Consider the following 25589-nt stretch of genomic DNA (forward strand, 5'->3'; position numbering starts at 1 on the left):
GCTAAAGAATACTGATTCCTTTAGACTCCAAGCTGTGTTTTAATCGGTTAGCCAACCAAATAGCTTTGGGGTTATCACCATGAATACAAAATGTGTGGGCTTTAATATCAATATCCTTACCAGAAATGGTCTTTACTTTTTCTTCAGATATCATTCTGTAGACATGCTGAAAAACTTCATCTTCATTATGAAGTACCGCACCCTTTTTAGTTCTAGAAACAAGTGATAAATCATCATTATAATTTCTGTCAGCGAATGCTTCATAAATAATTGGAATTCTGTGTTCAATAGCTAAATTGGCGATTACAGATTTATAAGGCACATACAAATACACAGGTAGATGCATACCTTTCATTACCTCGATAATTACAGCTGCTGTCTTTTCATCCTTAGCAGCACTATTGTACAATGCGCCATGAGGCTTTACATGATGCAAAACAGTATTTTGCTCGTTTATAATATCCACCAGGGCATTAATTTGGTCTTCAATAGACTTAAATAGAGCTGTACATGGCATTTCAACTAAAACGCGTCCAAAGTTTTCAGTATCTGGAAACGACGGATGTGCTCCTATCTTAACTTTATGTTTTTTTGCCAACTTAACTACACCCCGCATAGTATCTTCATTACCTGCATGACCACCGCAAGCAATATTACATGAGGAAATTAATGGCATAAGTTGTTCCTCATTGCCTAAACCTTCTCCTAAATCTGCATTAATATCTATTGAAAACTGATGCATTAAAACATGTTTAATTCAAAAACCTTATTTAGAGCTGATATTGCTAAAAGCAAGCTAATTATAAAAATAAAACCACCAAAAATATTATTTACTAATGTATTTTTATGTATTCCCAAAAGCGATGCCCTATTCATAACCCATAATAAAATTCCAGCAATCACAGGAAGTAACATACCGTTTGCTATTTGTGCAAATTTAATGATTTGTATAGGTTTCAACCCTGAAGATGATATGATAACACCTAAAACTAAAATACTAATCCAAACTATCCTGAACTTCGCAGATTTTAAGTTTGACGACCAACCTAAACATCCAGAAGCTACATAAGCTGCCGCCAAAGGAGCGGTAATGGCACTGGTTATTCCTGCTGCAAAAAGCCCTATAGCCAAAGCATATTTTGAAAAACTACCAAATAAAGGCTCTAAACCCAAAGCTAAATCTGCTGCGTTATTTACGCCGTTTATTTTTATAGCACTTGAAACTACGATAATACTCATGGAAACTAACCCACCCAATCCAATGGCGACAAAAGTATCTTTTCTTGCATAGGTTAAGTCTTCTACGTTTTTCCATTTTTCTTTAACGAGTGAAGCATGTAAAAATAGATTGTAAGGTACAACTGTAGTTCCTATCAATGCAATAATTAGCAATGTACTCCCATCTGGAAATTTTGGAACAAATGCACCTTTGAATAACTCAGTAATATTCGGTTTGGTCAAAATTGCCGTAGTTAAAAAAGCTAAACTCATCAATAATACTAGAGCAATAAGACAAAGCTCCAAAGCTTTATAATTTCCAAGAAACAATAAAATAAAAGCTATGAACCCGATGAAGACACTAAACCCATTTAGTGTTAAGTTTCCAAATTGAATATCATGTTTACCAAAAATTGTTTCTAAACCTAGAACACCGCCACTGATATTTCCACCTTCATAAGCTGCATTGCCTATAACTATGGCAGAAAGTATAAGAGCAATTGCTAAAACTCTAAAAAATGGAGATTGTAGTTCTTGACGAATAACTTCAGATAGCCCTTTTTGGGTAACCAATCCTAACCTAGCAGTCATTTCCTGTAATACAATTGTAGCAACTACCGAAAGTACCATGGCCCACAACAATGCATATCCAAACTGAACCCCAGAAAGTGTACAGACCGTAACTGTTCCTGGGCCAATGAAAGCTGCTGCTACCAAAGGCCCAGGACCTATATTTTTAAAGAAGTTTTTCACAATAAAAATTTCGTAGTACAAATAATTAAATCTAAGTTAGAAATATATCTGCTATTATTGACAACATGAGTCATCTATATTTCAAAACCTGAATTTTGTATTTAGATTCCCATTTTCATGGGAATGACAATTTCAAATGAAACCTCGATAAAAAAATCGAGGAGTTCTTTTTGAATTCAAATAGTTATTCTAACTAAGATACTATTTTAATTGACTTAATAATTCATCAACCGCTTTTTTAAGTTGCGTATCTTTGGTTTTAGCTTTGTCATCAGGGTTATTGCGCTCTCTAAATAATTGACTCTAAATTATAAATTAGAAGAATTCAATGCATAAATAGCAAAACTGCCCAACCAGTGGCCTCCCATATAATCATCATCAAAAATACTTGGTAAGGAATACGCTATATGTTTGTTGGCGACATTAGCTAAATGACTGTATTCTGGAAGTCCCTCTGCAATCTTAAATAAATTCCAAGCCCTAGAGAAATTAACACCGTCAAGATGCACCAAATGCCCATCGGTTCTATCCGAAACCACACCTACTTCAATATCGAAGTTTTTATGCTTCAACTGAGGTAAAAAACCATCCAACCAAACTTTATAGTCTTCAAGTGGCAACAGTCGCTTCATTAAAGCAGCCTCTTCCAAACATGGCGATAAAAAATCACTGCCACTAGGCTCCCATGAGATAGGACAATCGTTATCATTCTTAAAGAAGAATAATGCCCTATCCTTAATGGCCTTTTTCAAAGGTTCATGCCCTACAGTTACAGCATAATCGTAAGCAAATGACAGACCAAAAGCTGTGTTTGTGTGCGTACCAACTCTTAGCGAATAGTTTAATTTTGGTAAATACTCAATATACTTTTCAGCAATTAAATCTGTAAGGAGTTGCAAATTACTTTCCAGTATTCGTGCCGTATCATCATCCCAAGTGTGTAATTCTTCCGCAAGTTTTAAAAGCCACGCCCAACCATAGGTGCGCTCGTAAGATGTATTATGCTTACCATGAAAATAAGCCACCTCAGCCTCAATATTTTCCTTTGAAATATTATCCAATAAACGTTGTTTAATTTCATCTGCTCTATCCAAATTGGGAAATTGTTTTAATAAACTCACCAAACTCCAATGCCCATGAACTGACGAATGCCAATCAAAACACCCATAAAACGCAGGATGCAAAGTTGCGGGAGATTTTAAATCTTCATCACCGCCCAAAGTTTGCGATAAACGGTTGGGGTACTCTATATTGATACAGTGTAGAGGTAATTCTGCCAGTTTATTGGCGTGTTCCAAATCTAGTTTTGGTATTTCCATACTAATGTCTTTATTTATTCCAGAAGTAAGGCTTGTTGGCTCACTACCATTCGTGTTCTTTTTTGAATTATCGCAACTAAAAAAGGCGAGCATTAAAATGATGAGAAGATACTGTTTCATATATCTGTTTTAAGAATATGCTAAATTTACCTTACCTCGTGAGATTTCCCAAATAAAAACAAATAACATTTTCAATAAGCTGTTTTTGCCCCGTAAGCACTAAATTATTTTACTACTAAAAAATGAGGTTACAACAAGAATAAATACCTTTGTAAAACAAGAAAACGTCATCTATGAAATTATTAAATCGTTATATAGACCACACGCTTTTAAAAGCTGATGCAACAAAAAAACAAATTATCAGCTTATGCAAAGAGGCTAAAACTCATAATTTTTTCTCAGTTTGCGTAAATAGCGGTTACGTGGCACTTGCCAAAGCCCAATTAAACGATAGCAATGTTAAAGTGTGTACTGTAGTAGGGTTTCCTTTAGGAGCAGCAAGTACCGAAGCTAAAGTAGCCGAAGCCAAAACAGCTATAGAAGCGGGAGCAGATGAAATTGATATGGTTATCAATATCGGGCTTTTAAAAAGTAAGGATTTCGACGCCGTTTGGAAAGATATTGAAGCCGTAAAACGTCAATTACCCAACAATATATTGAAAGTAATTTTAGAAACATGTTATCTAGAGGAAATCGAAATTATTAAAGCCAGTGAGCTGGCTGTACAAAGTGGAGCCGACTTTATTAAAACCTCCACAGGGTTTGGTACCAGAGGCGCATCAGTGAATGATATTAAACTTATGAAAAGTGTATGTGGCGATTGTGTAAAAATAAAAGCATCAGGCGGAATTAGGGATACCAAAACTGCTCTGGAATATATCAATCTTGGCGTGGAACGTTTAGGTACGTCATCAGGTGTGGCCATAGTAAATGGAGAAACGTCAAATTCAACCTATTAATTTCATGTCATGAGTATTCATATAGAGGCAAAACAAGGAGACATTGCGGAAACCATATTGCTTCCAGGAGATCCACTAAGAGCAAAATGGATTGCCGAAACCTTTTTCGAAGACCCATTCTGTTTCAATAAAGTAAGGGGTATGTTAGGGTACACTGGCACCTATAACGGGAAACGTATTTCCGCTATGGGCACCGGCATGGGCGTACCTTCTATATCCATTTATGCGCATGAACTTATAACGGATTATGGCGTTAAAAACCTAATTCGCGTGGGTAGTTCTGGCTCATATCAAAAGCACATAAAAATCAGGGATATCGTTTTGGCAATGGCAGCATCTTCAAATTCTGGTGTCAACGAATTGCGCTTTAGCGGTGCAGACTATGCCCCTACTGCCAACTTCGATTTGTTTCAAAAAGCAGTAGAAACCGCAAAAGCAAAACAAATCCCCATAAAAGCGGGAAATGTATTTACCTCAGATGAGTTTTATGCCGACGATTTCGAATCCTATAAAAAATGGTCCAAATTCGGGGTACTCTGTGTAGATATGGAAACTGCGGGATTGTATACCATTGCTGCGAAACACAACGTTAAAGCCTTAACCATTTTAACCATTTCGGATTCCTTAGTTACTGGCGAACGTACTACAGCCAAAGAACGTGAAACCACCTTTAAGGACATGATAGATGTCGCTGTTGAGTTGGCTTAACCGCAATGTTTTCCTGGGCGTTACCCTCCTAATAGTCGGGTCGGGCTTTCACTAGTCGCTCTCTGCGAGGAGTTCCAACACCTGTGCTGAGCTCAGTCGAAGCATGCCATTCAATCCCTAACGCACTTGTTTGCTAGCTATTGTCTTAAACCTAATGCTAGTACTCGTTTAGTAACTAATGTCAAAATAAGAGTAATAAAGTTCTTAATTTTAATTTATTTTTATGCCTAATTAACTGATAAAAAATAGCCGCTTCATGAAAAACAACAACAATTTCAGAATATCACATCTAGGTGAACCAACACTAATATCCCCAATACACTTAAGCAAAACCATAGGCGATAGCATTTTCAATTTTGTTGAAGATTCAGATCGAATTTTAGCAGATGTTAAATTAAATAATCTTAATACTTCTATAGAAAATGGTGTAGCTCCAGATTCTTACGAACGTTCTGGCCCTAGAGAAAAAGTGTTTTTTAAAGGAGAAAATACCACAGCTGCTATTGTAACTTGCGGCGGACTATGCCCAGGTATAAACAACGTTATCCGTAGCTTAGTTATGGCACTGCATTACTTTTATGGTGTAAAGCGCGTCATTGGTATTCCTTACGGTTATGAGGGATTGAATCCTGAAGTAGGTCACGAATTTATTGAACTCACTCCAGATAAAGTTAAAGATATTCATGAGTTTGGTGGTACTATTTTAGGCTCTTCAAGAGGCGGACAAGATGTGTCCGTTATGGTGGATACACTTGTAAATAATAACGTTGATATCTTATTTGCCATTGGCGGCGATGGCACATTAAAAGGCGCAAACGCTATCGGAACAGAGATTTTAAATAGAGGTTTAAAAATTTCGGTTGCTGGCATACCAAAAACCATAGATAATGATATAGATATCATTGACAAATCCTTTGGGTTTGAAACCTCATTCGATGTAGCCTGCCCCATTGTAAGAGATGCACATAACGAAGCAGATGGTGCTTTTAATGGTATGGCTATTGTAAAACTCATGGGTCGCGATAGTGGTTTTATTGCCGCATCTACCGCCCTATCCATGCCAGTTGTGAATTTTGTTTTGGTGCCAGAAATGGATTTTGAATTAGAAGGCGAAAACGGATTTCTAGAAAACCTAAAAAAGCGGCTTCAATCAAAAAAACACGCTGTAATTGTCGTTGCTGAAGGTGCAGGTCAGCATTTATTTAAAGATAGTAAAACCATTACAGATGCTTCAGGAAACATACAACATCAGGATATTGGACTATTTTTAAAGCAAAAGATCAAAGCTTATTTTGATAGTTTACAAATGAAAACAACCATAAAATACATAGATCCTAGTTATATTATCCGCAGTGCCCCTGCAAATGCCAACGACAGTTTGTATTGCAACCATTTGGCGTATCATGCGGTACATGGCGCCATGGCAGGAAAAACCAATTTTGTTGTTGGCAGCGTCAATAATAAATTTGTTTACCTACCTATTACAGATGTTACCAAAAAACGAAAAAAGATTGATATGGAAGGTAGTTTTTGGTTTGGCGCTTTACAAAGTACAGGGCAGCCTTTTTCGATGAAGTAGGGTATATTATTCGTCGTAGCTTACTCAACCACTCGTTTCAAACGAGCGTTAGCGGGGAAGTAATGTGTAGATGAGCGGTTTTATTTGGGCGTTACCCCGAGAAGCCCCGACACCTGTGCTGAGCTCAGTCGAAGCATGCCGTTCAATCCCTAACACTGGTATATTTGCTAACATAAATAATAAATCTTAATACCTTTTTAACGTAGTGGCTTTAGGCTCTATTGCTTCAAAATTAAAAATAGAAAAATCATCGTTACCGCTATTAGTTACAAACTAGCGGTAGCAAGGAGAGGCAGTAATGCCAAGTTTTAAGTTTTTGGTTGGCGCATCCACCTGAATTAATATTCACAATTAAAAATATTGGCAGAAATTTACCATATATTTGACTAGCTATTATTTAAAATTCTTACTTATGTTTATTAAACACTTCCTCTTTATTCTCTCGATGTTTACCTTTCTAAACGTAAGTTCTCAAAAACCAAGCTATAAAAGCATAGGTGTAAAATACGTACAACCTCCATCACATCCTCTTCCAGAGGAGCTAAAGACTTACTGCAGTGAAATACTGAATACTATTCCTGAAATAGTCGATATAAATAATTTTACAATAAAGGAATTTAGCCCAAAGAAATTAACATTAGCTGGATATACAAGAACAGAAAAATCGGTTGATGCCGATATTCAATTAAAGATAAAATTTCATTCCGCTAAATCGGAATCCAAAATACACAAAACTACTACTCAGGTTAAAAAGGATGGTAAAAGAGTTGAAGTTCCAGCAGAACAACTAATTGTCACAACATTAATTAAATCGGATGTTCTAATGCGTGATGTTGTGAATAAAAAAGATATAATCATTCAAAAAGATTTTGTTTCGGAGCAAATTTGGGATACTGGTGCAATAGAAGAAATTGGTTTAGCATCTAAAATTTTAAAACGTGACGGTAAATCACACATTAAAAGAATGTACAGGAATATGTTAGATAAAAGAGTTATAGCTTTTTCAACATCAGTTGATGAAAAATATGGATACATTCTAAAACGCACTGGTTTTAAAATCACTAAAGGAAAAAAAAATAAAAAGTATGATTATTCCGATTTAGAAATGGCATTTGATTCCATAAACGCTTTAACTAAATCTTCAGGAGTTATCTTTTATAAAAATGAAGATGATGCAAAAAAAGTAAAAGCCTGCATAAAGATATGGGAAAATGCTATTACCGAATACCAACCTAATTCAAAGAAAGCAAGAATTAATGATAAAATAATTGGTGGATTATATAACAATATTGCTATATCTTATTTTTTAATAGGCGATTGGAAAAAACTGTATGAGTATGCTGAAAAAGGACAGCAGTTTAAGGAAGCAAAGAAACGCGCTAAGGGTATTATAGACTGGTGTAAAAAACTTCAAAATTTAAGAACAAAAAATCCTAGATTTAACAAAGAATCTAATTAGTTTCTTGGTAATTGTTTTAAAGTGTTAACAATTAAGCTAACTCGTTCCGTAAAGTCTCAGGACTATGAGTCCTTCACAATTATTGAAATTATAAGATAAACCTGCTTAACGAAACTTGCAACTTCGTAGCAAATTAATCAGGAACATAATAACAAATTAACCTACGCTTGTTTTTAACGGCTACAAGCCCAATTCCTTTATTATAATACCTTATATCCTGAGAATCTTTAGAATAATTCATTTCTACAACCAATAATTCAGTCAATTTTCCTTTTGGTGTTTTTAGTTTTGCATCAATGTCAATGACTGTTCCCTTACCAATAGTTTCTCCAATTTTGGGGTTAATTCCAAAAAAGGGAACATCGGTATGTTTTACCTCATTGTAAAAGTATACCGTATCATTAGATTTTCTCATGTAAATATCAATTGTTTCATTTGGTGGAAAAACCTGAGAAATCAATGTATAATACTTCCCGTTTTCTTCTAGAACGCTATCTTTTACTACTTCGCGATATTTACTAGCATACCAAGTTAAAGTTTTACTCATTCCATTTATTAGAGGGTAATAACTATCCTCTTCAGAATTTTGACCATTTAAACTTAAAGATATTAGTGCAAAAATCAACAGTGTTTTTTTCATATTTATACAATTTAGTTTTTAAAAAAGCTTATTAGCTATCCGTCAAGCAAATTCATTTAAATTTAAAACTGACTATCGTACTGTCTTTTCAAACACAACCCCTTCTTTTAATGCGTTTACCACAATTATATTGTAGTTCCCTTTATTCAAGTAAAGACTAACAGTTTCGCTATTTTCAACTTCCAAAATATCAACAGGTACGGCGTTTTTAAAATCCTCACTAGCATCATATGCCAGAATCATTACTGGAAATTCTAAATCCATGTCATCCAGTTTGATTGAAACTTTTCGCTTATCACTGTCAACCAACCAATTTGGTCTATTATTAATATATGTAGTGTTGGGGTGAAATACTACAATATCCATCCAAGAATCCCTTTTTACATAAGCAAATGGAGCGTTTTGCGAATCCAATAATACAGATGGTTTTTCTATATTGAACGCTTTGAAAATGGGCGACCTATATTTAGCACCACTTTTCTCAGTGTAATATACCTGATCGATCGTTAAAGGGTCAATGCCCGTTTTTTGCTTTAATCGTTCAGCGAAAGTTGCACCACCATAAAAACCTACCTTTCCTTCAAGTGCATGAGCAGAACCACATTGTATAATAAACTTTTGATTTGGGTACGCCCTAATTATTTTAGCCATGTTTTTTGCCTGATCCTCCTCTCTTATCGCTCCACCTATGGACTGCGTGGTTTCATAAGGAAATAGCTTATATCCAATACTAAGCGCACTTCTTACCAGCTCACCAAACTGCGGATTTTTTATATAATATCCTGTAGATTGAATAGGATATTTCCTTGCCTTAAGGTCTTCAATATCGTCATAACCAAGAGCTTCTAGACATAAATTATTATAGCCTTTATTATACAATTGCTTTAATAAATATGTTGTGAAAACTCGGTGAGTCGCATTATGATGTAATTCATTAATAATTATGATTTTATAATCTGTTGCTAATTTTAAAACGTAGTCTTTCGCGCCTACAACCCTATACCTTTTGTTTACAGAATCTATTTCAGCTTGCGTAAAATTAACCTCTTTTGGTTTAAACATAGGCGTTTTATCAAAATACAAAAGTGCATTTTTAAAATCACCCTTTATAGAGAAGTCTTGTGCTGCATCACTGTAATCTGGTTCTAAGGAATCTGATGATAGTTTATTTAATATTTCAGCTTTAAACTTGTAATTATTTACAAATTCTTCTTGGGATAAGGTTCTTATTTTCTCTTCACAAGAAAACATGAAGCTTAATAACAGTATTGATAAGAAAAACTTTTTCATCCTTTTTTACAAAATACTATTTATATAATATTAACAGCACGCGTTTATGATATGCACCATTTAATATGAGATTCCTGCCTCCGCAGGAATTCTACCCCAACCACCCCTCACGATCCAAACTTCGATATTGAATAGCCTCACTAATATGAGAACCATTAACATCTTTAGAACCTTCCAAATCGGCAATCGTCCTAGAAACTTTCAAAATCCTATCATAGGCTCTAGCTGAAAGGTTTAAACGCTCCATAGCCGTTTTTAGTAATGCTTTCGAGTCATCATCCAGCACACAAAATTTCCGAATCTGTTTTACATTCATTTGTGCGTTATAATGTACGGTTTCAGAATCTGCAAAACGTTGGGTCTGTATTTCTCTGGCTTGGGTAACGCGTTTTCTAATCTCTACTGAGGATTCGCCTTTTCTATCATCCGACAATTTTTCAAAAGGTACTGGTGTCACTTCAATATGAATATCGATACGGTCCAATAACGGACCAGAAATCTTTCCTAAATAACGTTGCATTTCAGCAGGGCTTGATGTTACGGGCGCATCAGGATCGTTAAAATAACCTCCCGGACTCGGGTTCATACTCGCTACCAACATAAATGATGATGGATAGGTTACTGTAAATTTCGCTCTAGAAATCGTTACCTCTCTATCTTCCAAAGGCTGCCGCATCACTTCTAAAACTTCACGTTTAAATTCTGGTAATTCATCTAAAAACAACACCCCATTGTGCGATAGAGAGATTTCTCCTGGTTGCGGATAACTCCCACCGCCAACAAGTGCTACATTTGAAATAGTGTGATGCGGACTCCTAAAAGGGCGTTGCGCCATCAATCCCGTATCTTTTACACGCCCCACCACGGAATGAATTTTTGTGGTTTCTAAAGCTTCATGCAAGGTCATAGGCGGTAAAATACTTGGTAGGCGTTTCGCTAACATGGTTTTTCCAGCTCCTGGTGGTCCAATTAAAATTATATTATGTCCGCCTGCCGCAGCAATTTCCATACAGCGTTTTATCCCTTCTTGCCCTTTAACATCCGAGAAATCAAATTCTGGATAATTCAAATTCTTCTCAAATTCTTTTCTTGTATCTATAATGGTTTGCTCTAGAGATTCACCTTTATCAAAGTAATTAATAACCTGCTTAATATTATCCACACCATAAACTTCCAAATCATTCACAATAGCAGCTTCCTTAGCATTTTGAGCTGGTAAAATAAACCCTTTAAAACCTTCTTCCCGAGCTTTAACCGCAATTGGCAGTGCGCCTTTTATGGGCTGTAAACTGCCATCAAGAGACAGCTCTCCCATAATTAAAAAACGGTCTAAATTTTCAGCTTTTATCTGACTTGAAGACGCTAAAATTCCAATAGCCAACGTTAAATCGTAAGCACTTCCCTCCTTTCGTAAATCGGCGGGTGACATATTGATGATAATCTTCTTTCCAGGAATTCGGTAACCGTTGTTTTGTAGTGCAGCCGCAATTCTAAAATTACTCTCTTTTATAGCATTATCTGGTAATCCAACTAAATGATAACCAATACCTTTATCTGTATTTACTTCAACCGTAACCGTGGTAGCTTCCACACCAAATACAGCGCTACCAAAAACTTTTTTAAGCATAGTATATCTTTACCTGCTAAATGTAAGAAATGTTATTGGATTTGAAAATAAATTAAGAGCGTTGGAGTGTGACAGTTTTAAGTTTTTCTACTTTAATGGCATAAGACACAATAATATCCTTTCCTACTTTAACATGTACATCGTATTGTCCTATTTTAGTAAACCTATGCCTTAGCTCTAAAACACCGTTTTTTAAATTTACCGCTGTTGCCTTTATACTCTTGAACTTGAAACCGCTGCTCATTACCAAGGTGATGTCTTCCAGATAAGTTTCATCTAAAACATCAAATTGAAAAACAACTGCATCTCCAGCATGAATTGTAGCTTCTAAAGTTTCAGGTGTTATTGGAACAATGCCATATTTGTAGGTACTACCATAAATTATTGGTGCCTTTACAAAATCTTTTAATGTCAGTAATTTATCATCCAAAAGCAACCACAATGTATCTATCGGATAATGATTTTTTGCAAACAATTCTGGTTCAGCTAAAAAATAACCATCATTATAGTCCTTGATGAATTCGCGGTCATCCAAATTGTAAAAACCACTTGCTTGTGTTGTATCTGCGAAATACCACTTGCCATTAAGCTTTACAACATTCCATGAGTGGTTTGGGAAATCGACAGTGTTTACATTGGTTCTAACTGTACGCGCGTAGCCATTCACAATTTCACATTCAATATCGGCAAGATTAGTTAAAGCCTTCAATATATAAGCATACCCTGAACAAATTGTTTTTTTGTCTCTTACCAGCCTTTTAAACACTTTGGATTGTGCCTTAGTATTCCATTTGGAAAAAGCGGTGCTGTTATGATGTAGTTGTTTACGCTTTTTAAGCGTAGTCTCACTAAAATAATGGTCGCTTTCAATATTTAGACACACCCAAGTATGAATAGCCCTAAACTGTTCTACTTGGGTGTTTAAGTCATTTGTTAGCTCATGTACTAACAATGGCATGTTTTTCAACGACATTTTACTGCATGATTTTGCCTTATTATCGGCTTTATCAAAATTGATATGTTTAAAATCAGATTTTTGTGCAGATAGAGTTATACAAAAGAAGAATAGAAAAATGGTGTATAAACGAATCATAGAAATTTCTAGAACGGGGCTATTTTGCTTTTCGCTTTGAGCTATACACCTGATTTACCTGAACTTCTCCTAATAAATCAATATCATCCCCTGTTAATTGCACACCTAAAAACTTCTGGTCTTTTGCAATAACAATTTTCTGGGTTTCATAACCAATATAACTTACTAGAAGAATATCGCCTTCCTTTAACGCTTTAGGGAACACAAACTTACCGTCAAAATCGGCGGTAACTCCTATTTTTGTACCCTTAAGCAATATACTTGCACCAGCCAATGGTCCTGATTCATCTTTAACTTCACCTTTTAAGAGCTTGTCTTGGGCTTTATCAGATTTTACACTTTGAATCGTTTCAGTGCTGCTGCTTTTTTCCTGTGCTTCAATATTTTGAAACGTAGTGAAGGCTAAAACCGCAATAGCAGCTGCTTTTATAAATTTTGATGTTGGATTATTTCGAGTTTCCATGGCGTGATTGTTTTCATGTAATTGTTCTTTTTTAAAATAACCACAGGTATTATCTCCTTTTTGTTTTAAAACTTGTTTTACTTGCATGTCTGTCATATTTCTAAAATCAATGACTTCCTTTTCGCAGGATTTACAAAATCCTCCTGATGCTGTTTTTTCAAACCCGCTGAATAGTTCAGAACACGGATTTTTGATTGAGATACTAAAATTTGCTTTCATAATGTTATAATTTTTGGTATCTCGAATCTAAAAATAAGAAATATTATAGACTATTTAGTTTTATGTAATATACAAAATCAATGAGTGAAAGATGGGTTTGGGTTAGTTTAGATAATTAATCTCCAAATAAAGCATTGCATTATGGATTTTAAATCCATAGTTTTTAACAAAAGAATGAAATTTTTCTTCAAAAGCGACTGTCATTCCAATGAAGTCAGGAATCCAGAAAAACTAAGAACTGGATTCCGCATCAAGTGCGGAATGACAAACTAGACAATAATTTATTTCTTATACCGCAACTCCCCCAACTCAATACCAATAGCAGTTTTCGCTAAAATGGTAAATATTAAGGCACCCATAGCCCAAATACCTAGAGTAACACCTACTTCAATACCCGTTGGAAGATACTCTATAATTTTGCCATAAGGCCCTGGAATAAACCCAGGCACAATAAGCCCAAACCCTTTCTCTATCCAAATAGCAACAAAAAGTAAGGCACAACAGAAATACAGTATTTTTAGATTTTTACGCAGCTTACCAATAGTTAAAATTACCGTAGCCAAAACATTCATACTTATAGCTGTCCAAATCCAAGGTAGTAAAGCCGTTTTACCATCTAATCCAAAGAATAAATAATAGGCACTCTCACTATGGTGCGTTGGCGCATAAAACTCTTTAAATAACTCAGACACTAACATAATAATATTAATTTGTGCCGCCACAGTAACAATCATAGCTATTTTTCTAATTGTTTTATCCTCTATTTTAAAAGCTGTAAAGCTTCTAATAACTGCCAGTACCAAAATAATAAGTGCAGGACCCGCAGCAAAAGCCGATGCTAAAAATCGAGGCCCTAAAAGCGCATTGTTCCAAAACGGACGCGCCTGCAGCCCTTGGTATAAAAATGCAGTAACTAAATGAATAGCAACAGCCCAAAGTACAGAAAGTATAGCCCCAGGTATATACACCTTCGGGTTGGGTACTTTCCCTTGGTAGCGTCTAAACAATATATAAAACGGAATACTTAAATTTAAAAACAAATACCCATTTAAAACAATAACATCCCATGTTAGCATAGAATTAGGAAAATTAAACACCCCAATCCCAGGTATCATGTGCCAAAGTACAGATGGTCCACCCATATCGGCAATCACAAAAGCCAAACACATAATTAGGGCAGCCACAGCAAGCCCCTCGCCCATTAAAACAGAACGTTTAAAATCTATATCCTTAAGCACATAGGTAGGCATTACCAACATCACAGCCGCGGCAGCAACACCCACCAAAAACGTAAAATTAGAAATATACAAACCCCAACTCACGCGGTCAGACATCCCAGTAACACTCAGTCCCTCCTTCAATTGTATCGAATAGCAATACATGCCAACCAACATTACAAAGGTTAAAAACCCCATCCAAATATGGTATTTTTTCGACCCTTTTGTAATCGTATCCAAACTATCAATCACTAAATTCTTAAAAACCTTAAATCGTCTCATCTGTATGTCAATTAAAACACTTCAATTTTTATTTATTTGGGCGTTACCACGCTAAGGCGTGGTCGGGCTTTCCGTTGCAAGTCCTCGCTCTTCCGATAGCTATCGGAATCGCTGTGGGCTTTCCTCTGCAATCCCTAACGCGGGGCGTACTTGCAAATTCTACTACCTGCCCTAAGCATCACTTATACTTACAATCGCCATTTCTTTTTTGTGTAATCGTTTATGCGTTTATATGTTTAATCGTTCGTTTCAATTCAAAATTTGAACACTTCAACAATTCAACAAATAAACATTTTACATCTAGTCCATAAAATACCAGAACTTAGGTTCTGTTCCTAAATCTTCTTTTAATCTAAACACCTTTTTATTCTCTAAAACCCATCTAATGGTACTCTTCGGGTCTAATAAATTTCCAAATATTCTAGCTCCCGTTGGGCAAGCTTCAACACAGGCAGGATTTTGCCCTTTTCTAGAACGTTGTACACAAAATGTACACTTTTCCATAACACCCTTCTTACGCATTCTGTTTCCTAAATAATGCTGATTTTTGTTAATTTCTGTTTCAGGAACTTCAGGCTTACTCCAATTAAAACGTCGGCCATCGTAAGGGCAAGCAGCCATACAATAACGGCAACCTACACACCAATCGTAATCAATAACCACCAAACCATCATCTTCTCTCCATGTGGCCGACACCGGACAAACCTCTACACATGGCGGATTATCACAATGAAAACATTGTGTTCCCATATAAAAATGACCTTCAGCAGGCACTTCATGGTAATAATTATCATCAGCTTCATTAAAATTAAAACCTTTGCCATCCTTCATTTCATGTATACGGATGTACTGCATTTGTGAGTCTCGGTCTTGGTTATTTTCCTCAACACAAGCATTCACACAATCCATATACCCTTGGCACTTCGATATATTAAAGGCATAACCAAACAACACATCATCTGCGGCATTTTCAGCAGTCATGCTTATATTTTTACCCGTTCTTAATTCATAAGAACGCATCAGTCTATCTACAGTGGCTTTTTTCTCGTCATCATTCATCAGTTTATAGTTGCCCTTAAACTGCTCTTCCCAATCTATTTGCGCTTTTTCTTTGGTTTCATCACCAGTAATTACGCTACACGATGTGCTTACTGCGCCTGCACCAATTAATAAACTTGCTGTTAACTTTTTAAACGCAGAGCGTCTGTCCATTTTCACATCAAAAACCTGCTCAAATCCATCTTTTTTAACTTCATCACCAATAGATGCATTAACTGCTGCTTCAAGAAAAGCATCATCAGTCATCTCTGGTTTATGATTTCCACAACCGCCTTCAGGTTTACCGCAACCACAGGCTGTATCAGATTTTTTTCTGTTCAATCCTAAATCTAGCGAATACCATTTTTTCTTCTCACTCATACCTTAATATTTAATGACCCGACTCTGCACTAGGTGCTTCAACTTGTTCTGTGTTATAACGCGATGGCCATCTCGATTTAAAACTTGGGTCGTGCGGATTATGACAATTCACACACGTATACGAAGCTCGAGGTGGTGCCCAACCTGCAACTTTCTTACCATGTGCGCCACCTTTCCAATCTTCAAATTGTGAAGAATGACACTGTGCACATAGCTTATAACTTTTATTAAAATCTACCTTATTTCCTGTTAACGTATTTAAGGCATTCATATCCTCGCCATTGTGACAGGTTGCACAATTCATGGTGCTTTCATCAGCATGCACCAAAGCAATTTCCCAATGGGCCTTCTTAATACCTTTACTTTGTAATTTATCTAAACCTGTATTATGGCACTCAATACAAGCGAATGATTTTATTTGACTTTTCCTTTCTGAAATTAAAAACGTGTGATCGCCTTCAGTAATTTCAACAGTTTTAATACCATCAATCAATGCTTCTGAAGATAAAGTCCCATGATAGCTTTTACTTTCGGCTTTAATTTTATCATTCAAATTATGATATTCACCTTCGTTATGCTTACAAGAAAAAAGCATAACCAAAAACGCACATGCTAAACTATATTTGTAGAGCTTTCTATTCATTGCTATCTATTTTAGTTCTTGAAAAAGGTGTTATTTCTGAAACAACTTTATCCGTTGGCACATGGCATTGTCTGCAATTAACACGCTCTGGGTGTGTTACTCTTATCTCTTTGGGAGCCGCAGGTCCTGCATGACACGATAAACAATTTTCCCGCATTTGTATTTGGTGTGGTATCATGGGCGGTGTACCAATTAAAGCATTATTTACGCCCACTTTTGGTGCATTTACCTGCGCCATATTAGTAGCTTTAAATAGTGTATTACTATTTTGTGCTACATGACATTGCCTACAATTAATCATTTCTGGATGTGGCGTCACAGGTGCATAAGCCTTATATTTATTTACAAATCCGCCATTTTGATGGCATTGTAAACAGGTGTTATCACCCAAATTCATTTCTTCAACAGGATGCGGAATACTTGGTGGTGCACCATGGTAGGCCCTGTTTTTATAATAGTCTTTTAGTAACCGTTGATGGTTTTCATCAACGGGTATATTAGCGTATTCTGTAGCATATTCTGAACGCTCAAAAACTCCAGCTTCTGATGGTAAATAATAATCAGAACTACGCTCTTCTACTGGAATATAGGCTTCTTCCAAACCTTGCTGATAACTAAAATTCCAAATGGTAATAAAGGCTATAAAGAGCAGTACAAAAAGTGAAATAATTCCGAGTCGTTTTTTCATGTTTTATGCTTTTTCAACTTTAACAGCACACTTTTTGAAGTCTGGTTCTTTGGAAATCGGACAAAACGCATCCAATGTCACATCATTAATCATCATATTTTCATCAAAAAATGGCACAAACACCTGTCCGCGTGTTGGTAATCCACGCTTATTAATGGACGCTGGCAATACACAACTACCACGTCTAGAACTCACTTTTATACGTTCTCCATCTCGTATACCCAATGCTTTGGCATCCTCTGGATGAAATTCTATATAAGCCTCTGGCATGGCTTTATGCAATACTGGTATTCTGCGCGTCATAGAGCCTGTATGCCAATGTTCAATAACACGGCCAGTATTTAACCAAAACGGGTATTCATTATCTGGCGATTCTGCTGCAGGCTCATAAGGACGCTGCCAAATCACAGCTTTTCCATCTGGTTTGCCGTAGAAATCAAAATCAGAACCTTCTTTACAAGCGGGGTCGTATTTCGCATTAAAACGCCATTGGGTAGATTTACCATTTACATAAGGCCAAATTACACCCGATTCTTTCTTTAAAACCTCCAACGGTGCCATACCGTGTTTTGCGCCTTCATGAAATTGACGGTACTCGTTATAAATTTCCTCAACGTGATTTTCTTTGCTATATGGAAACAAATTGCCGTAACCCATGCGCTTAGCCACCTCAATAGTCATCCACGCATCTGGTGTGGTTTCACCTGGACCTTCCACCATTTTATCCCAATGTTGCGTTCTTCGTTCTGAGTTTCCGTATAAACCACTTTTTTCAATATGCCATGATGCAGGTAAAATAACATCAGCCACATCGGATGTTGGTGTTGGAAAAACATCTGAAACCACTACAAAACAAGAATCTTTTTCCATTGCAGCACGGTAACGACTTGTTTTTGGTAAGGATACCAATGGGTTTGTTACTTGAGTCCATATAAATTTAATATCACCACGATCTACAGCTCTAAACATTTCAGTGGTATGATACGTTGGTTTGGATGGAATATTCTCATAAGGTACTTTCCAAATTTTTGCGGCCAAACGACGGTGCTTTTCATTCATCACCACACCTTTTGGTAATTTATGCGTAAACGTACCTACTTCTCTAGCTGTTCCACAAGCTGAAGGCTGACCCGTTAATGAAAATGGGCCATTTCCTGGTTGAGAAATTTTACCTGTAAGCAAATGCATGTTATAAATTAAATTATTCATCCATGTACCTCTAGTATGTTGGTTTACTCCCATACACCAATAGGAAACAACTTTCTTATTTGGATCGCCATAAATAGAAGCTAAATATTTGATGTCTTTTGCAGATACTTTGGAGTATTTAGCAACTTTCTCAGGAGTATAGTCGTTTAAAAATGTTTTAAATGCTTGAAAATCTATTTTCTCTGGCTTATCATTAAAACTATATTTATCCTCTGTTCCATAACCCATGTTTGTAAGGCCTTTACTAAAATTACAATGCTTTTCAACAAAGGATTTATTAACCCAACCGTTATTTATAATTTCATAGCAAATGGCATTAGCAACAGCTAAATCGGTTTGGGGTTCAAACAGAATAGATTTATCCGATGCTGTACTAGAACGTGATGTTCGCGTTGCAAAATCTATAATTTTAGCTCCTCGATTGGTTTTCTGCTCTAACATTCTGGAGAATAATACGGGATGCATTTCTGCCATATTATTTCCCCAAGTAATAAAATAGTCTGCATGGTCTATATCTTCATAACACCCCATAGGCTCATCAGCTCCAAAAGTGGTTAAAAACCCTGCCACAGCACTTGCCATACATAAACGGGCATTACATTCTAGATTATTAGTACCAATAGCACCTTTCATTAACTTAGAAGCTACATAACCTTCAGGAATTGTAGATTGCCCAGAAGTATACATTGCCACAGCATCTTTACCATGCGTTTCAATAGTAGATTTCATTTTACTAGCAACAAGATCTAAAGCGTCACTAATAGGTGTTTTTACGTACTTACCATTTTTCTTTACTAAAGCATGTGTTAATCTATCTTTAGATTGAATACACATAGTTTGATGATAACCTTTAACACATAAAAGCCCTTTATTTACCGAACAATTAGGATCGCCTTTTACAGCAACGGCTTTTCCGTTTTCTGTTCCTACCAAAATACCACAGCCTACACCGCAGAAACGACAAGGGCCTTTTTTCCAGTCTAAATTGGCACTATTCGGAATTCCCGCTTCTTGCTCGCTAGCAAACAATATACCTGGAAACATAGCGGCAGCTGCTGTCATTGCAGATAGTTGCGCCATCTTTTTAATAAAACTTCTTCTAGTTGATAATGAATTGTACATACGTGTGCTAGTTTTGTGGAGTATTAAAGCCAGAAACTAATGCTAGTAGTTTTAGGCTCTCTATATGTTCTATCTTTTCTTTGAGAATAACATCAGAAGCGTCGTCTAATGTTTCTGTAACCAACACAACCACATCTTGATTGGTGGCTGGTATCACTTCACAACCGTTTAATTGAGAAAGCGCAGTTATCAGCTTTTGCTTTTCTCCCGTTTTAGGGTGTGCTAGGTAACTTTTTATCGGCATTCCGTAATCGATTTTTTTATTTCCGACATAAAAGTCCTGTTTTTTAGCAGGAAATTATATGACAATTATCATGTTATGATGAAATTTCAATTCGCTATATTTGCATGGATATAACGAAAAAGTTAATGATTACAATTTCAGAAGCCATTTCAATTGTAAAAAACAATGGCAAATCCTTACAACAAGCGACCTTAAAAAAGGTTGAAAAAGCTGGTGGCTATGGGTTATATATGGATATTACATCCCCTATCAACATGCCCCCTTTTAGGCAATCCGCCATGGATGGCTACGCTTTAAACTTACACACCGATTTGTCATATAAGTTAATTGGAGAAGTAAAAGCCGGTGATGGCCATAAGCCCGAATTAAACCCTGGAGAGGCTATTAGAATTTTTACAGGAGCAGCAGTACCAGATTCTGCGAATGCTGTAATGATGCAGGAAAAAGTTGAAATTAATGGTGATGTGATTACTATAGCGCATCATATTGACCCTGAACTCAATATCCGTCCTCTAGGTGAACAGGTAAAAACTGGAGACATTGCCTTGAAAAAAGGCACGAAATTGACACCAGCTGCAATTGGTTACTTATTGTCTTTAGGAATAACTGAGGTTTCTGTATTTAAAAAACCTAATATCGCGATTGTAACTACAGGTAATGAGTTGATTGCACCTGGACAAGATTTACCTCACGGAAAAATATTTGAAAGTAACTCTAAAATGCTGTTGAGTGCACTTTACAATTTAAAGTTTTACGACGTCACGCTTTACAAAGTTGAAGACAACTATGATAAAACTGTTGATACATTAAGCACAGCAATTAATGATAACGATTTAGTAATGATTACTGGCGGTATTTCTGTTGGTGACTATGATTATGTGGGGAAAGCACTTAATGCATTACAAGTTGAAGAGTTATTTTATAAGGTAAAGCAAAAACCTGGAAAGCCTTTATTTTACGCCAAAAAAGAAGATACTCAGATATTTGCGCTTCCTGGAAATCCAGCAGCAGCCTTGTCGTGTTTTTATGTATATGTGTATATCGCTTTGCAACAATTTATGAATCGTAAGGCTTTGGAGTTGCCAAGGGTTATGGCTACCGTTTCTAATCAATTTCAAAAGAAAGGTGATAGACCACAATTTTTGAAAGGTATTTACACCGACGGACATGTTGAAATTTTAGATGGACAGAATTCATCCATGCTGCAAACCTTCGCTTTGGCTAATGCTTTGGTGTTTGCTCCTGAGGATGTTACTAATATTAAAACTGGTGATGCTATTGAAGTGATTTTATTACCAAATTAAAGCTATGGGATACAAAATTAAAAGTCGTATTTGGATTGAATCTGAAAATAATGTGCTTTTAGGCGAAGGTCGTGTGCATTTATTGAAAGCGATTCAAAAAACGGGTTCATTATCTAAAGCAGCTAAATCTTTAAACATTTCATACAAAAAGGCATGGCAACTTTTGGATTCTGTAAACAAATCGTCTAAAAAACCTGTTACTATAAATAGTATTGGTGGTAAAGGTGGTGGTGGCGCACAATTAACTGAGTATGGAAAATCCTTAGTTAAGGCTTTTGATGAAATCAATAGAAATTGTTGGGCGTTTTTGGATAAGGAATTAGCTAGAATTGAAAAACTATAATTAAAATATTAAACGCTTGTCATTTCGAACACAGTGAGAAATCGCACTAGAATAATGAGCTGTCTCAATCTTGCCTCATTTCGACATGACAAAGACGGAATAAATTAACACAAGTGCTGCAAACAGAAAACATATACCTATTCCTCATCATACTACCCATAGTATCCTTCCTATATGCTAGTGTGGGCCATGGTGGTGCGAGCGGATATTTAGCATTAATGGCACTGTTTTCATTTGCACCAGAAACCATGAAACCTACTGCCCTATTGCTCAATATTTTTGTAGCGGGCATTTCATTTTATTACTATTACAAAGAAGGGCACTTTAATAAAAAGTTGTTTCTATCTTTTGCGATGGCTTCTATTCCACTAGCCTACATCGGTGGTACTTTAGAAGTTGATGCTTCTATTTACAAGAAGATATTAGCGGTGTTACTCATTTTCGCCATTTTAAAAATGTTGAATGTTTTCGGAAAAGAAACACGTACCGTTAAAAATATAAAACTCTGGCAAGGACTTTTAGTTGGAGGTATTATCGGGTTCTTCTCTGGGTTAATTGGCATTGGTGGTGGCATCATATTAACGCCGGTAATTCTACTGCTCCATTGGGGCAATATGAAAGAAGCTGCAGCAGTTTCCGCATTATTTATTTGGGTGAATTCTGTGGCTGGTTTAATCGGACAACTGCAAAGTGGTGTATCCATTGAAAGCGGCGCATTCCTATTGGTTGGGATAGCCTTAGTCGGCGGTATTTTAGGCGGTTATTACGGCAGCAAAAAAATAAACAACCAAAGTTTGCGATACCTATTAGCTTTTGTATTAATCATAGCCTGTGCTAAATTATTTTTCACCTAAAAATGATAGAAAAGAAAAACATAACAGGCATTATTTTAGCTGGCGGAAAAAGCTCTCGTATGGGTTCTGATAAAGGATTTTTAGAGCTCAATAGCAAATCATTTGTACAGTATAGCATTGATGCATTAACACCATTGGTTTCTGAAATTATTGTAGTTTCCGACCATTCAACTTACGATAGTTTAGGTTACAAACGCATTACCGACCATATTAAAGATGCAGGACCAATTTCTGGTATTTATTCAGGTTTAGAAGCTTCTAAAACCGACTATAATTTGATATTGAGTTGCGATATTCCTTTAATTACATCTGAGGTTTTAGAAAAATTAATTAATAAAGCTGATAGCAAAACCGAAATCATTCAAGCTGAAAGCAATGGTAAATCCATGCCGCTTGTTGCACTTTACAAAAGTAGCGTGAAGGCTAAATTTTTGGAGTTATTGCAAAATGATGAACGCCGATTGCGAATAGCTGTGAAACACTGTAGCTTTAAAAATGTAACGTTGGATAAAACCAATATGAATGCTACAATGAATATAAATACTAAAGAAGATTTTAAACACATATTAAATGCTCATAACAATTAAATATTTCGGACAAATTGCAGAGGTAACAGAAAAAGAGGAAGAGCAAATTGAGATTAAAGTAACCTTAATTTCTGAACTATTGGAACTGTTGTATTCAAAATATGACGGACTTAAATCGAAAGATTTTCAAGTGGCCCAAAATCAGGAATTGGTAACTAATGAAACAGCAATAACGGGTGCAGAAATTGCATTATTACCGCCATTTGCGGGAGGCTAGTCATTTCGACCTAAAGGGAGAAATCACATCATTTTGATGAGATGTCTCTATTGCCGACGTAACAAAAAGAAATTGAAACAAATTAGTTTATAATATAGAATTCACAATTGGCAGGATGAGATTCCTGCCTTCGCAGGAATGACAAATAGATACAACAGACATATCATTTTATCAGAAATCGGACAAGCTGGTCAGGATAAAATTTTTAATGCCAAAGTACTAGTAATTGGTGCTGGTGGTTTGGGCTGCCCAATTTTACAATACCTTACTGCGGCTGGCGTTGGCACTATTGGTGTTATAGATTTTGATGTTGTAGAATTATCCAATTTACAACGTCAAGTTTTATTTGGTAAATCGTCTCTTGGAAAAAATAAAGCCATAGCTGCTAAAGAACGGTTAGAGGATTTAAATGACGCTATTTCGATAAATGCCTACCCAGAGCCACTCACCTACCAAAATGCCATTACACTATTTGAGCAATATGATATTATCGTGGATGGTTCTGATAATTTCGAAACGCGCTATTTGGTAAATGATGCCTGTATTATAACAAAAAAACCTTTGGTGTTTGGAGCAATTTATAAGTTTGAAGGTCAGGTTTCGGTTTTCAATTATAAAAACGGACCAAGTTACCGATGCCTCTTCCCTAACCCACCGCAAAAAGACGCAGTTCCAAATTGCTCAGACATTGGTGTTTTGGGCGTTCTTCCTGGAATTATTGGAAGCATGCAAGCCAACGAAGTTTTAAAAATTATATTGGACCTCGGTGATACACTTTCAGGGAAATTATTGTGCTACAATGCTTTAAATTCTAAAACGTCAACTTTAAAAATTAACAGAAACGACGCTATGATTACATCTGTATTAGATGAAGCACATAGTTTTGAGAATAAGCAAATGCATTTAGGTTGTAATACCGAAGTTATTGAAGTGTCGATAGTCGATTTAATTTCAGAAAAAAACGTACAATTTATTGATGTAAGAGAGTCTCACGAGCACCCCAAAGTAGACCATTTAAACGTTACCTGTATACCGTTAAGCACATTAGAAACTAATCTACACCACATTGAGCTTTCAAAAAAGAAAGCACTTTTTTGTAAATCAGGAATGCGTTGTAAACATGCCGTTAGAATATTACAAGGATTAGGTATTAAAAATTGTTGTAGTATACCAGAAGGTGCTTCGGAAATAAATAATTATTTAAAAGAACACAGTAAGGTGAATACAGAAGATTTCCGCATTCGCGGAAATGAAAAAATATAATTATGAAAGATAAAAAACCAAAAAACGTATTCCAACAAGGTGCAATTTCCTCAGAATTTATTGGAAACTCCATCTACAAACACCAAACAAAAACGAGTATTGGTGCTCATAATATTTTCCTAGGTCAAGTGAGAGCCGATGAAATAGATGGTAAAACTGTTTCGGCTATTGAATATACAGCCTATGAGGACATGGCGAATCAGAAATTTCACGAGATACGTGAAGGTGCTTTTGAAAAATTTGATTTAACCTGCATGCATATTTATCATAGTCTTGGAACTGTAAAAGCAGGTGAAATATGCTTATTCGTATTTGTATCATCACCTAGGCGAAAAGTAGTATTTGAAGCTTTAGAATTTATTGTTGAAGCTATAAAAGCTGATGTTCCTGTTTTTGGAAAAGAGATTTTTGAGGATGAAAGTCATCAATGGAAGATTAATAATTGATTATTGACTAATTATTATTGATTATTGCCACTCAAACTGAAAAACAATACTATGAAAGAAGCTTTAAAAAAAACGGACTAAATTGTTTGCACATAATTGTATTAAAATAACACAGCAGTTACCAAACAATTATCTAGCAAATCATATTAAAGGTCAACTTATTAGATGTTCTATATCTGTTGCAGCAAATTATAGAGCTACTTGTATAGCGCAATCAAAAGCTAGCTTTATTGCTAAAATCAGCATTGTAATTGAAGAAGTAGATGAAGCGAATTTTTGGTTAGAATTTACTTTAGATGAAAATTTAATCCAGAAAAATAACATTGAAAAATTATTGAAAGAATCTAGCGAACTCACAGCAATATTTATGGCATCCAGAAAGACAGCAAGTAAGAAATAATCAATTTTCAATAATAAATAATAA

26 protein-coding genes are annotated in these 25589 nt (G+C 35.9%); 12 read left to right on the forward strand and 14 right to left on the reverse strand.

The window, feature by feature from the left end; all coding sequences use genetic code 11:
• Position 1 precedes the first annotated feature (1 nt).
• From pxpA to AC1B0Z_RS04750, 3 genes are all read right to left on the reverse strand, one after another.
• Positions 2-742, reverse strand: coding sequence for a 5-oxoprolinase subunit PxpA (gene pxpA, locus AC1B0Z_RS04740; RefSeq protein WP_483794403.1), 741 nt, complete (start codon positions 740-742; stop codon positions 2-4).
• Positions 742-1974 carry an Nramp family divalent metal transporter gene (locus AC1B0Z_RS04745; RefSeq protein WP_483795247.1) on the reverse strand — a complete coding sequence of 411 codons (1233 nt, stop codon included), beginning with the start codon at positions 1972-1974 and terminating at the stop codon, positions 742-744. Before AC1B0Z_RS04745 ends, pxpA begins: the two co-directional genes overlap by 1 nt.
• Before the next feature lie 305 nt (positions 1975-2279).
• On the reverse strand, positions 2280-3410 hold the full coding sequence (locus AC1B0Z_RS04750) for a DUF2891 domain-containing protein (protein ID WP_483794404.1): 1131 nt from the start codon (positions 3408-3410) through the stop codon (positions 2280-2282).
• A 173-nt stretch (positions 3411-3583) separates the two neighbouring features.
• Here AC1B0Z_RS04750 and deoC point away from each other — a divergent pair, with 173 nt between their 5' ends.
• The 4 genes from deoC (at position 3584) to AC1B0Z_RS04770 (ending at position 7995) form a co-directional block, all read left to right on the forward strand.
• Positions 3584-4249, forward strand: coding sequence for a deoxyribose-phosphate aldolase (gene deoC / locus AC1B0Z_RS04755; RefSeq protein WP_483794405.1), 666 nt, complete (start codon positions 3584-3586; stop codon positions 4247-4249).
• Positions 4250-4258: 9 nt separating this feature from the next.
• Positions 4259-4957, forward strand: a complete 699-nt coding sequence (deoD, locus tag AC1B0Z_RS04760) for a purine-nucleoside phosphorylase (RefSeq protein WP_483794406.1) — start codon at positions 4259-4261, stop codon at positions 4955-4957.
• Positions 4958-5213: 256 nt separating this feature from the next.
• On the forward strand, positions 5214-6536 hold the full coding sequence (locus tag AC1B0Z_RS04765; RefSeq protein WP_483794407.1) for an ATP-dependent 6-phosphofructokinase: 1323 nt from the start codon (positions 5214-5216) through the stop codon (positions 6534-6536).
• 412 nt (positions 6537-6948) lie between these two features.
• Positions 6949-7995 carry a hypothetical protein gene (locus AC1B0Z_RS04770; RefSeq protein WP_483794408.1) on the forward strand — a complete coding sequence of 349 codons (1047 nt, stop codon included), beginning with the start codon at positions 6949-6951 and terminating at the stop codon, positions 7993-7995.
• A 133-nt stretch (positions 7996-8128) separates the two neighbouring features.
• Here the strand turns inward: AC1B0Z_RS04770 and AC1B0Z_RS04775 are convergent, their stop codons facing one another.
• From AC1B0Z_RS04775 to AC1B0Z_RS04825, 11 genes are all read right to left on the reverse strand, one after another.
• Positions 8129-8635 carry a hypothetical protein gene (locus AC1B0Z_RS04775; protein WP_483794409.1) on the reverse strand — a complete coding sequence of 169 codons (507 nt, stop codon included), beginning with the start codon at positions 8633-8635 and terminating at the stop codon, positions 8129-8131.
• Positions 8636-8707: 72 nt separating this feature from the next.
• On the reverse strand, positions 8708-9925 hold the full coding sequence (locus tag AC1B0Z_RS04780) for a hypothetical protein (RefSeq protein WP_483794410.1): 1218 nt from the start codon (positions 9923-9925) through the stop codon (positions 8708-8710).
• A 91-nt stretch (positions 9926-10016) separates the two neighbouring features.
• A complete protein-coding gene (locus tag AC1B0Z_RS04785) occupies positions 10017-11552 on the reverse strand; it encodes a YifB family Mg chelatase-like AAA ATPase (protein WP_483794411.1) in 1536 nt (511 codons plus the stop codon).
• A gap of 52 nt (positions 11553-11604) precedes the next feature.
• Entirely contained in the window at positions 11605-12645 is a 1041-nt protein-coding gene (locus tag AC1B0Z_RS04790; RefSeq protein WP_483794412.1) for a transglutaminase domain-containing protein, read from the reverse strand.
• Positions 12646-12664: 19 nt separating this feature from the next.
• The gene (locus AC1B0Z_RS04795; protein WP_483794413.1) at positions 12665-13327 is read right to left on the reverse strand and encodes a carboxypeptidase-like regulatory domain-containing protein; all 663 of its coding nucleotides are present in this window, start codon (positions 13325-13327) and stop codon (positions 12665-12667) included.
• Between the two features lie 281 nt (positions 13328-13608).
• Positions 13609-14826 carry a sulfate reduction electron transfer complex DsrMKJOP subunit DsrP gene (gene dsrP / locus AC1B0Z_RS04800; protein WP_483794414.1) on the reverse strand — a complete coding sequence of 406 codons (1218 nt, stop codon included), beginning with the start codon at positions 14824-14826 and terminating at the stop codon, positions 13609-13611.
• A 300-nt stretch (positions 14827-15126) separates the two neighbouring features.
• Positions 15127-16245 carry a 4Fe-4S dicluster domain-containing protein gene (locus AC1B0Z_RS04805; protein ID WP_483794415.1) on the reverse strand — a complete coding sequence of 373 codons (1119 nt, stop codon included), beginning with the start codon at positions 16243-16245 and terminating at the stop codon, positions 15127-15129.
• 10 nt (positions 16246-16255) lie between these two features.
• Positions 16256-16888 (reverse strand): multiheme c-type cytochrome, encoded by a 633-nt coding sequence (locus AC1B0Z_RS04810; protein WP_483794416.1) that lies wholly within the window; start codon positions 16886-16888, stop codon positions 16256-16258.
• On the reverse strand, positions 16881-17576 hold the full coding sequence (locus tag AC1B0Z_RS04815) for a nitrate reductase cytochrome c-type subunit (RefSeq protein ID WP_483794417.1): 696 nt from the start codon (positions 17574-17576) through the stop codon (positions 16881-16883). Before AC1B0Z_RS04815 ends, AC1B0Z_RS04810 begins: the two co-directional genes overlap by 8 nt.
• Positions 17577-17579: 3 nt before the next feature.
• Positions 17580-19907 (reverse strand): molybdopterin-dependent oxidoreductase, encoded by a 2328-nt coding sequence (locus AC1B0Z_RS04820; RefSeq protein ID WP_483794418.1) that lies wholly within the window; start codon positions 19905-19907, stop codon positions 17580-17582.
• A 7-nt stretch (positions 19908-19914) separates the two neighbouring features.
• Positions 19915-20151 carry a hypothetical protein gene (locus tag AC1B0Z_RS04825; RefSeq protein ID WP_483794419.1) on the reverse strand — a complete coding sequence of 79 codons (237 nt, stop codon included), beginning with the start codon at positions 20149-20151 and terminating at the stop codon, positions 19915-19917.
• A gap of 125 nt (positions 20152-20276) precedes the next feature.
• On the opposite strand from AC1B0Z_RS04825, the gene AC1B0Z_RS04830 reads away from it, so the two are divergent.
• The 8 genes from AC1B0Z_RS04830 (at position 20277) to AC1B0Z_RS04865 (ending at position 25565) form a co-directional block, all read left to right on the forward strand.
• A complete protein-coding gene (locus AC1B0Z_RS04830) occupies positions 20277-21455 on the forward strand; it encodes a molybdopterin molybdotransferase MoeA (RefSeq protein WP_483794420.1) in 1179 nt (392 codons plus the stop codon).
• 4 nt (positions 21456-21459) lie between these two features.
• Positions 21460-21798 carry a winged helix-turn-helix domain-containing protein gene (locus AC1B0Z_RS04835; protein WP_483794421.1) on the forward strand — a complete coding sequence of 113 codons (339 nt, stop codon included), beginning with the start codon at positions 21460-21462 and terminating at the stop codon, positions 21796-21798.
• A 113-nt stretch (positions 21799-21911) separates the two neighbouring features.
• Positions 21912-22652, forward strand: a complete 741-nt coding sequence (locus tag AC1B0Z_RS04840) for a sulfite exporter TauE/SafE family protein (protein ID WP_483794422.1) — start codon at positions 21912-21914, stop codon at positions 22650-22652.
• Positions 22653-22654: 2 nt separating this feature from the next.
• Positions 22655-23239, forward strand: coding sequence for a molybdenum cofactor guanylyltransferase (gene mobA, locus AC1B0Z_RS04845; RefSeq protein ID WP_483794423.1), 585 nt, complete (start codon positions 22655-22657; stop codon positions 23237-23239).
• Entirely contained in the window at positions 23223-23456 is a 234-nt protein-coding gene (locus AC1B0Z_RS04850; RefSeq protein ID WP_483794424.1) for a MoaD/ThiS family protein, read from the forward strand. Before mobA ends, AC1B0Z_RS04850 begins: the two co-directional genes overlap by 17 nt.
• 138 nt (positions 23457-23594) lie before the next feature.
• Positions 23595-24719, forward strand: a complete 1125-nt coding sequence (moeB, locus tag AC1B0Z_RS04855) for a molybdopterin-synthase adenylyltransferase MoeB (protein ID WP_483794425.1) — start codon at positions 23595-23597, stop codon at positions 24717-24719.
• Positions 24720-24721: 2 nt separating this feature from the next.
• Positions 24722-25165, forward strand: a complete 444-nt coding sequence (locus tag AC1B0Z_RS04860; RefSeq protein WP_483794426.1) for a molybdenum cofactor biosynthesis protein MoaE — start codon at positions 24722-24724, stop codon at positions 25163-25165.
• Positions 25166-25247: 82 nt separating this feature from the next.
• Positions 25248-25565, forward strand: coding sequence for a four helix bundle protein (locus tag AC1B0Z_RS04865; protein WP_483794427.1), 318 nt, complete (start codon positions 25248-25250; stop codon positions 25563-25565).
• Positions 25566-25589 lie beyond the last annotated feature (24 nt).

The organism is Hyunsoonleella sp. J2K-J805 (assembly GCF_057167125.1).

Coding starts and splice junctions, on each gene's coding strand:
- pxpA (WP_483794403.1), bottom strand. CDS start 742: ATGCATCAGTTTTCAATAGATATTAATGCAGATTTAGGAGAAGGTTTA.
- AC1B0Z_RS04750 (WP_483794404.1), bottom strand. CDS start 3,410: ATGAAACAGTATCTTCTCATCATTTTAATGCTCGCCTTTTTTAGTTGC.
- deoC (WP_483794405.1), top strand. CDS start 3,584: ATGAAATTATTAAATCGTTATATAGACCACACGCTTTTAAAAGCTGAT.
- deoD (WP_483794406.1), top strand. CDS start 4,259: ATGAGTATTCATATAGAGGCAAAACAAGGAGACATTGCGGAAACCATA.
- AC1B0Z_RS04765 (WP_483794407.1), top strand. CDS start 5,214: ATGAAAAACAACAACAATTTCAGAATATCACATCTAGGTGAACCAACA.
- AC1B0Z_RS04770 (WP_483794408.1), top strand. CDS start 6,949: ATGTTTATTAAACACTTCCTCTTTATTCTCTCGATGTTTACCTTTCTA.
- AC1B0Z_RS04775 (WP_483794409.1), bottom strand. CDS start 8,635: ATGAAAAAAACACTGTTGATTTTTGCACTAATATCTTTAAGTTTAAAT.
- AC1B0Z_RS04780 (WP_483794410.1), bottom strand. CDS start 9,925: ATGAAAAAGTTTTTCTTATCAATACTGTTATTAAGCTTCATGTTTTCT.
- AC1B0Z_RS04785 (WP_483794411.1), bottom strand. CDS start 11,552: ATGCTTAAAAAAGTTTTTGGTAGCGCTGTATTTGGTGTGGAAGCTACC.
- AC1B0Z_RS04790 (WP_483794412.1), bottom strand. CDS start 12,645: ATGATTCGTTTATACACCATTTTTCTATTCTTCTTTTGTATAACTCTA.
- AC1B0Z_RS04795 (WP_483794413.1), bottom strand. CDS start 13,327: ATGAAAGCAAATTTTAGTATCTCAATCAAAAATCCGTGTTCTGAACTA.
- dsrP (WP_483794414.1), bottom strand. CDS start 14,826: ATGAGACGATTTAAGGTTTTTAAGAATTTAGTGATTGATAGTTTGGAT.
- AC1B0Z_RS04805 (WP_483794415.1), bottom strand. CDS start 16,245: ATGAGTGAGAAGAAAAAATGGTATTCGCTAGATTTAGGATTGAACAGA.
- AC1B0Z_RS04810 (WP_483794416.1), bottom strand. CDS start 16,888: ATGAATAGAAAGCTCTACAAATATAGTTTAGCATGTGCGTTTTTGGTT.
- AC1B0Z_RS04815 (WP_483794417.1), bottom strand. CDS start 17,576: ATGAAAAAACGACTCGGAATTATTTCACTTTTTGTACTGCTCTTTATA.
- AC1B0Z_RS04820 (WP_483794418.1), bottom strand. CDS start 19,907: ATGTACAATTCATTATCAACTAGAAGAAGTTTTATTAAAAAGATGGCG.
- AC1B0Z_RS04825 (WP_483794419.1), bottom strand. CDS start 20,151: ATGCCGATAAAAAGTTACCTAGCACACCCTAAAACGGGAGAAAAGCAA.
- AC1B0Z_RS04830 (WP_483794420.1), top strand. CDS start 20,277: ATGATTACAATTTCAGAAGCCATTTCAATTGTAAAAAACAATGGCAAA.
- AC1B0Z_RS04835 (WP_483794421.1), top strand. CDS start 21,460: ATGGGATACAAAATTAAAAGTCGTATTTGGATTGAATCTGAAAATAAT.
- mobA (WP_483794423.1), top strand. CDS start 22,655: ATGATAGAAAAGAAAAACATAACAGGCATTATTTTAGCTGGCGGAAAA.
- AC1B0Z_RS04850 (WP_483794424.1), top strand. CDS start 23,223: ATGCTCATAACAATTAAATATTTCGGACAAATTGCAGAGGTAACAGAA.
- moeB (WP_483794425.1), top strand. CDS start 23,595: ATGACAAATAGATACAACAGACATATCATTTTATCAGAAATCGGACAA.
- AC1B0Z_RS04860 (WP_483794426.1), top strand. CDS start 24,722: ATGAAAGATAAAAAACCAAAAAACGTATTCCAACAAGGTGCAATTTCC.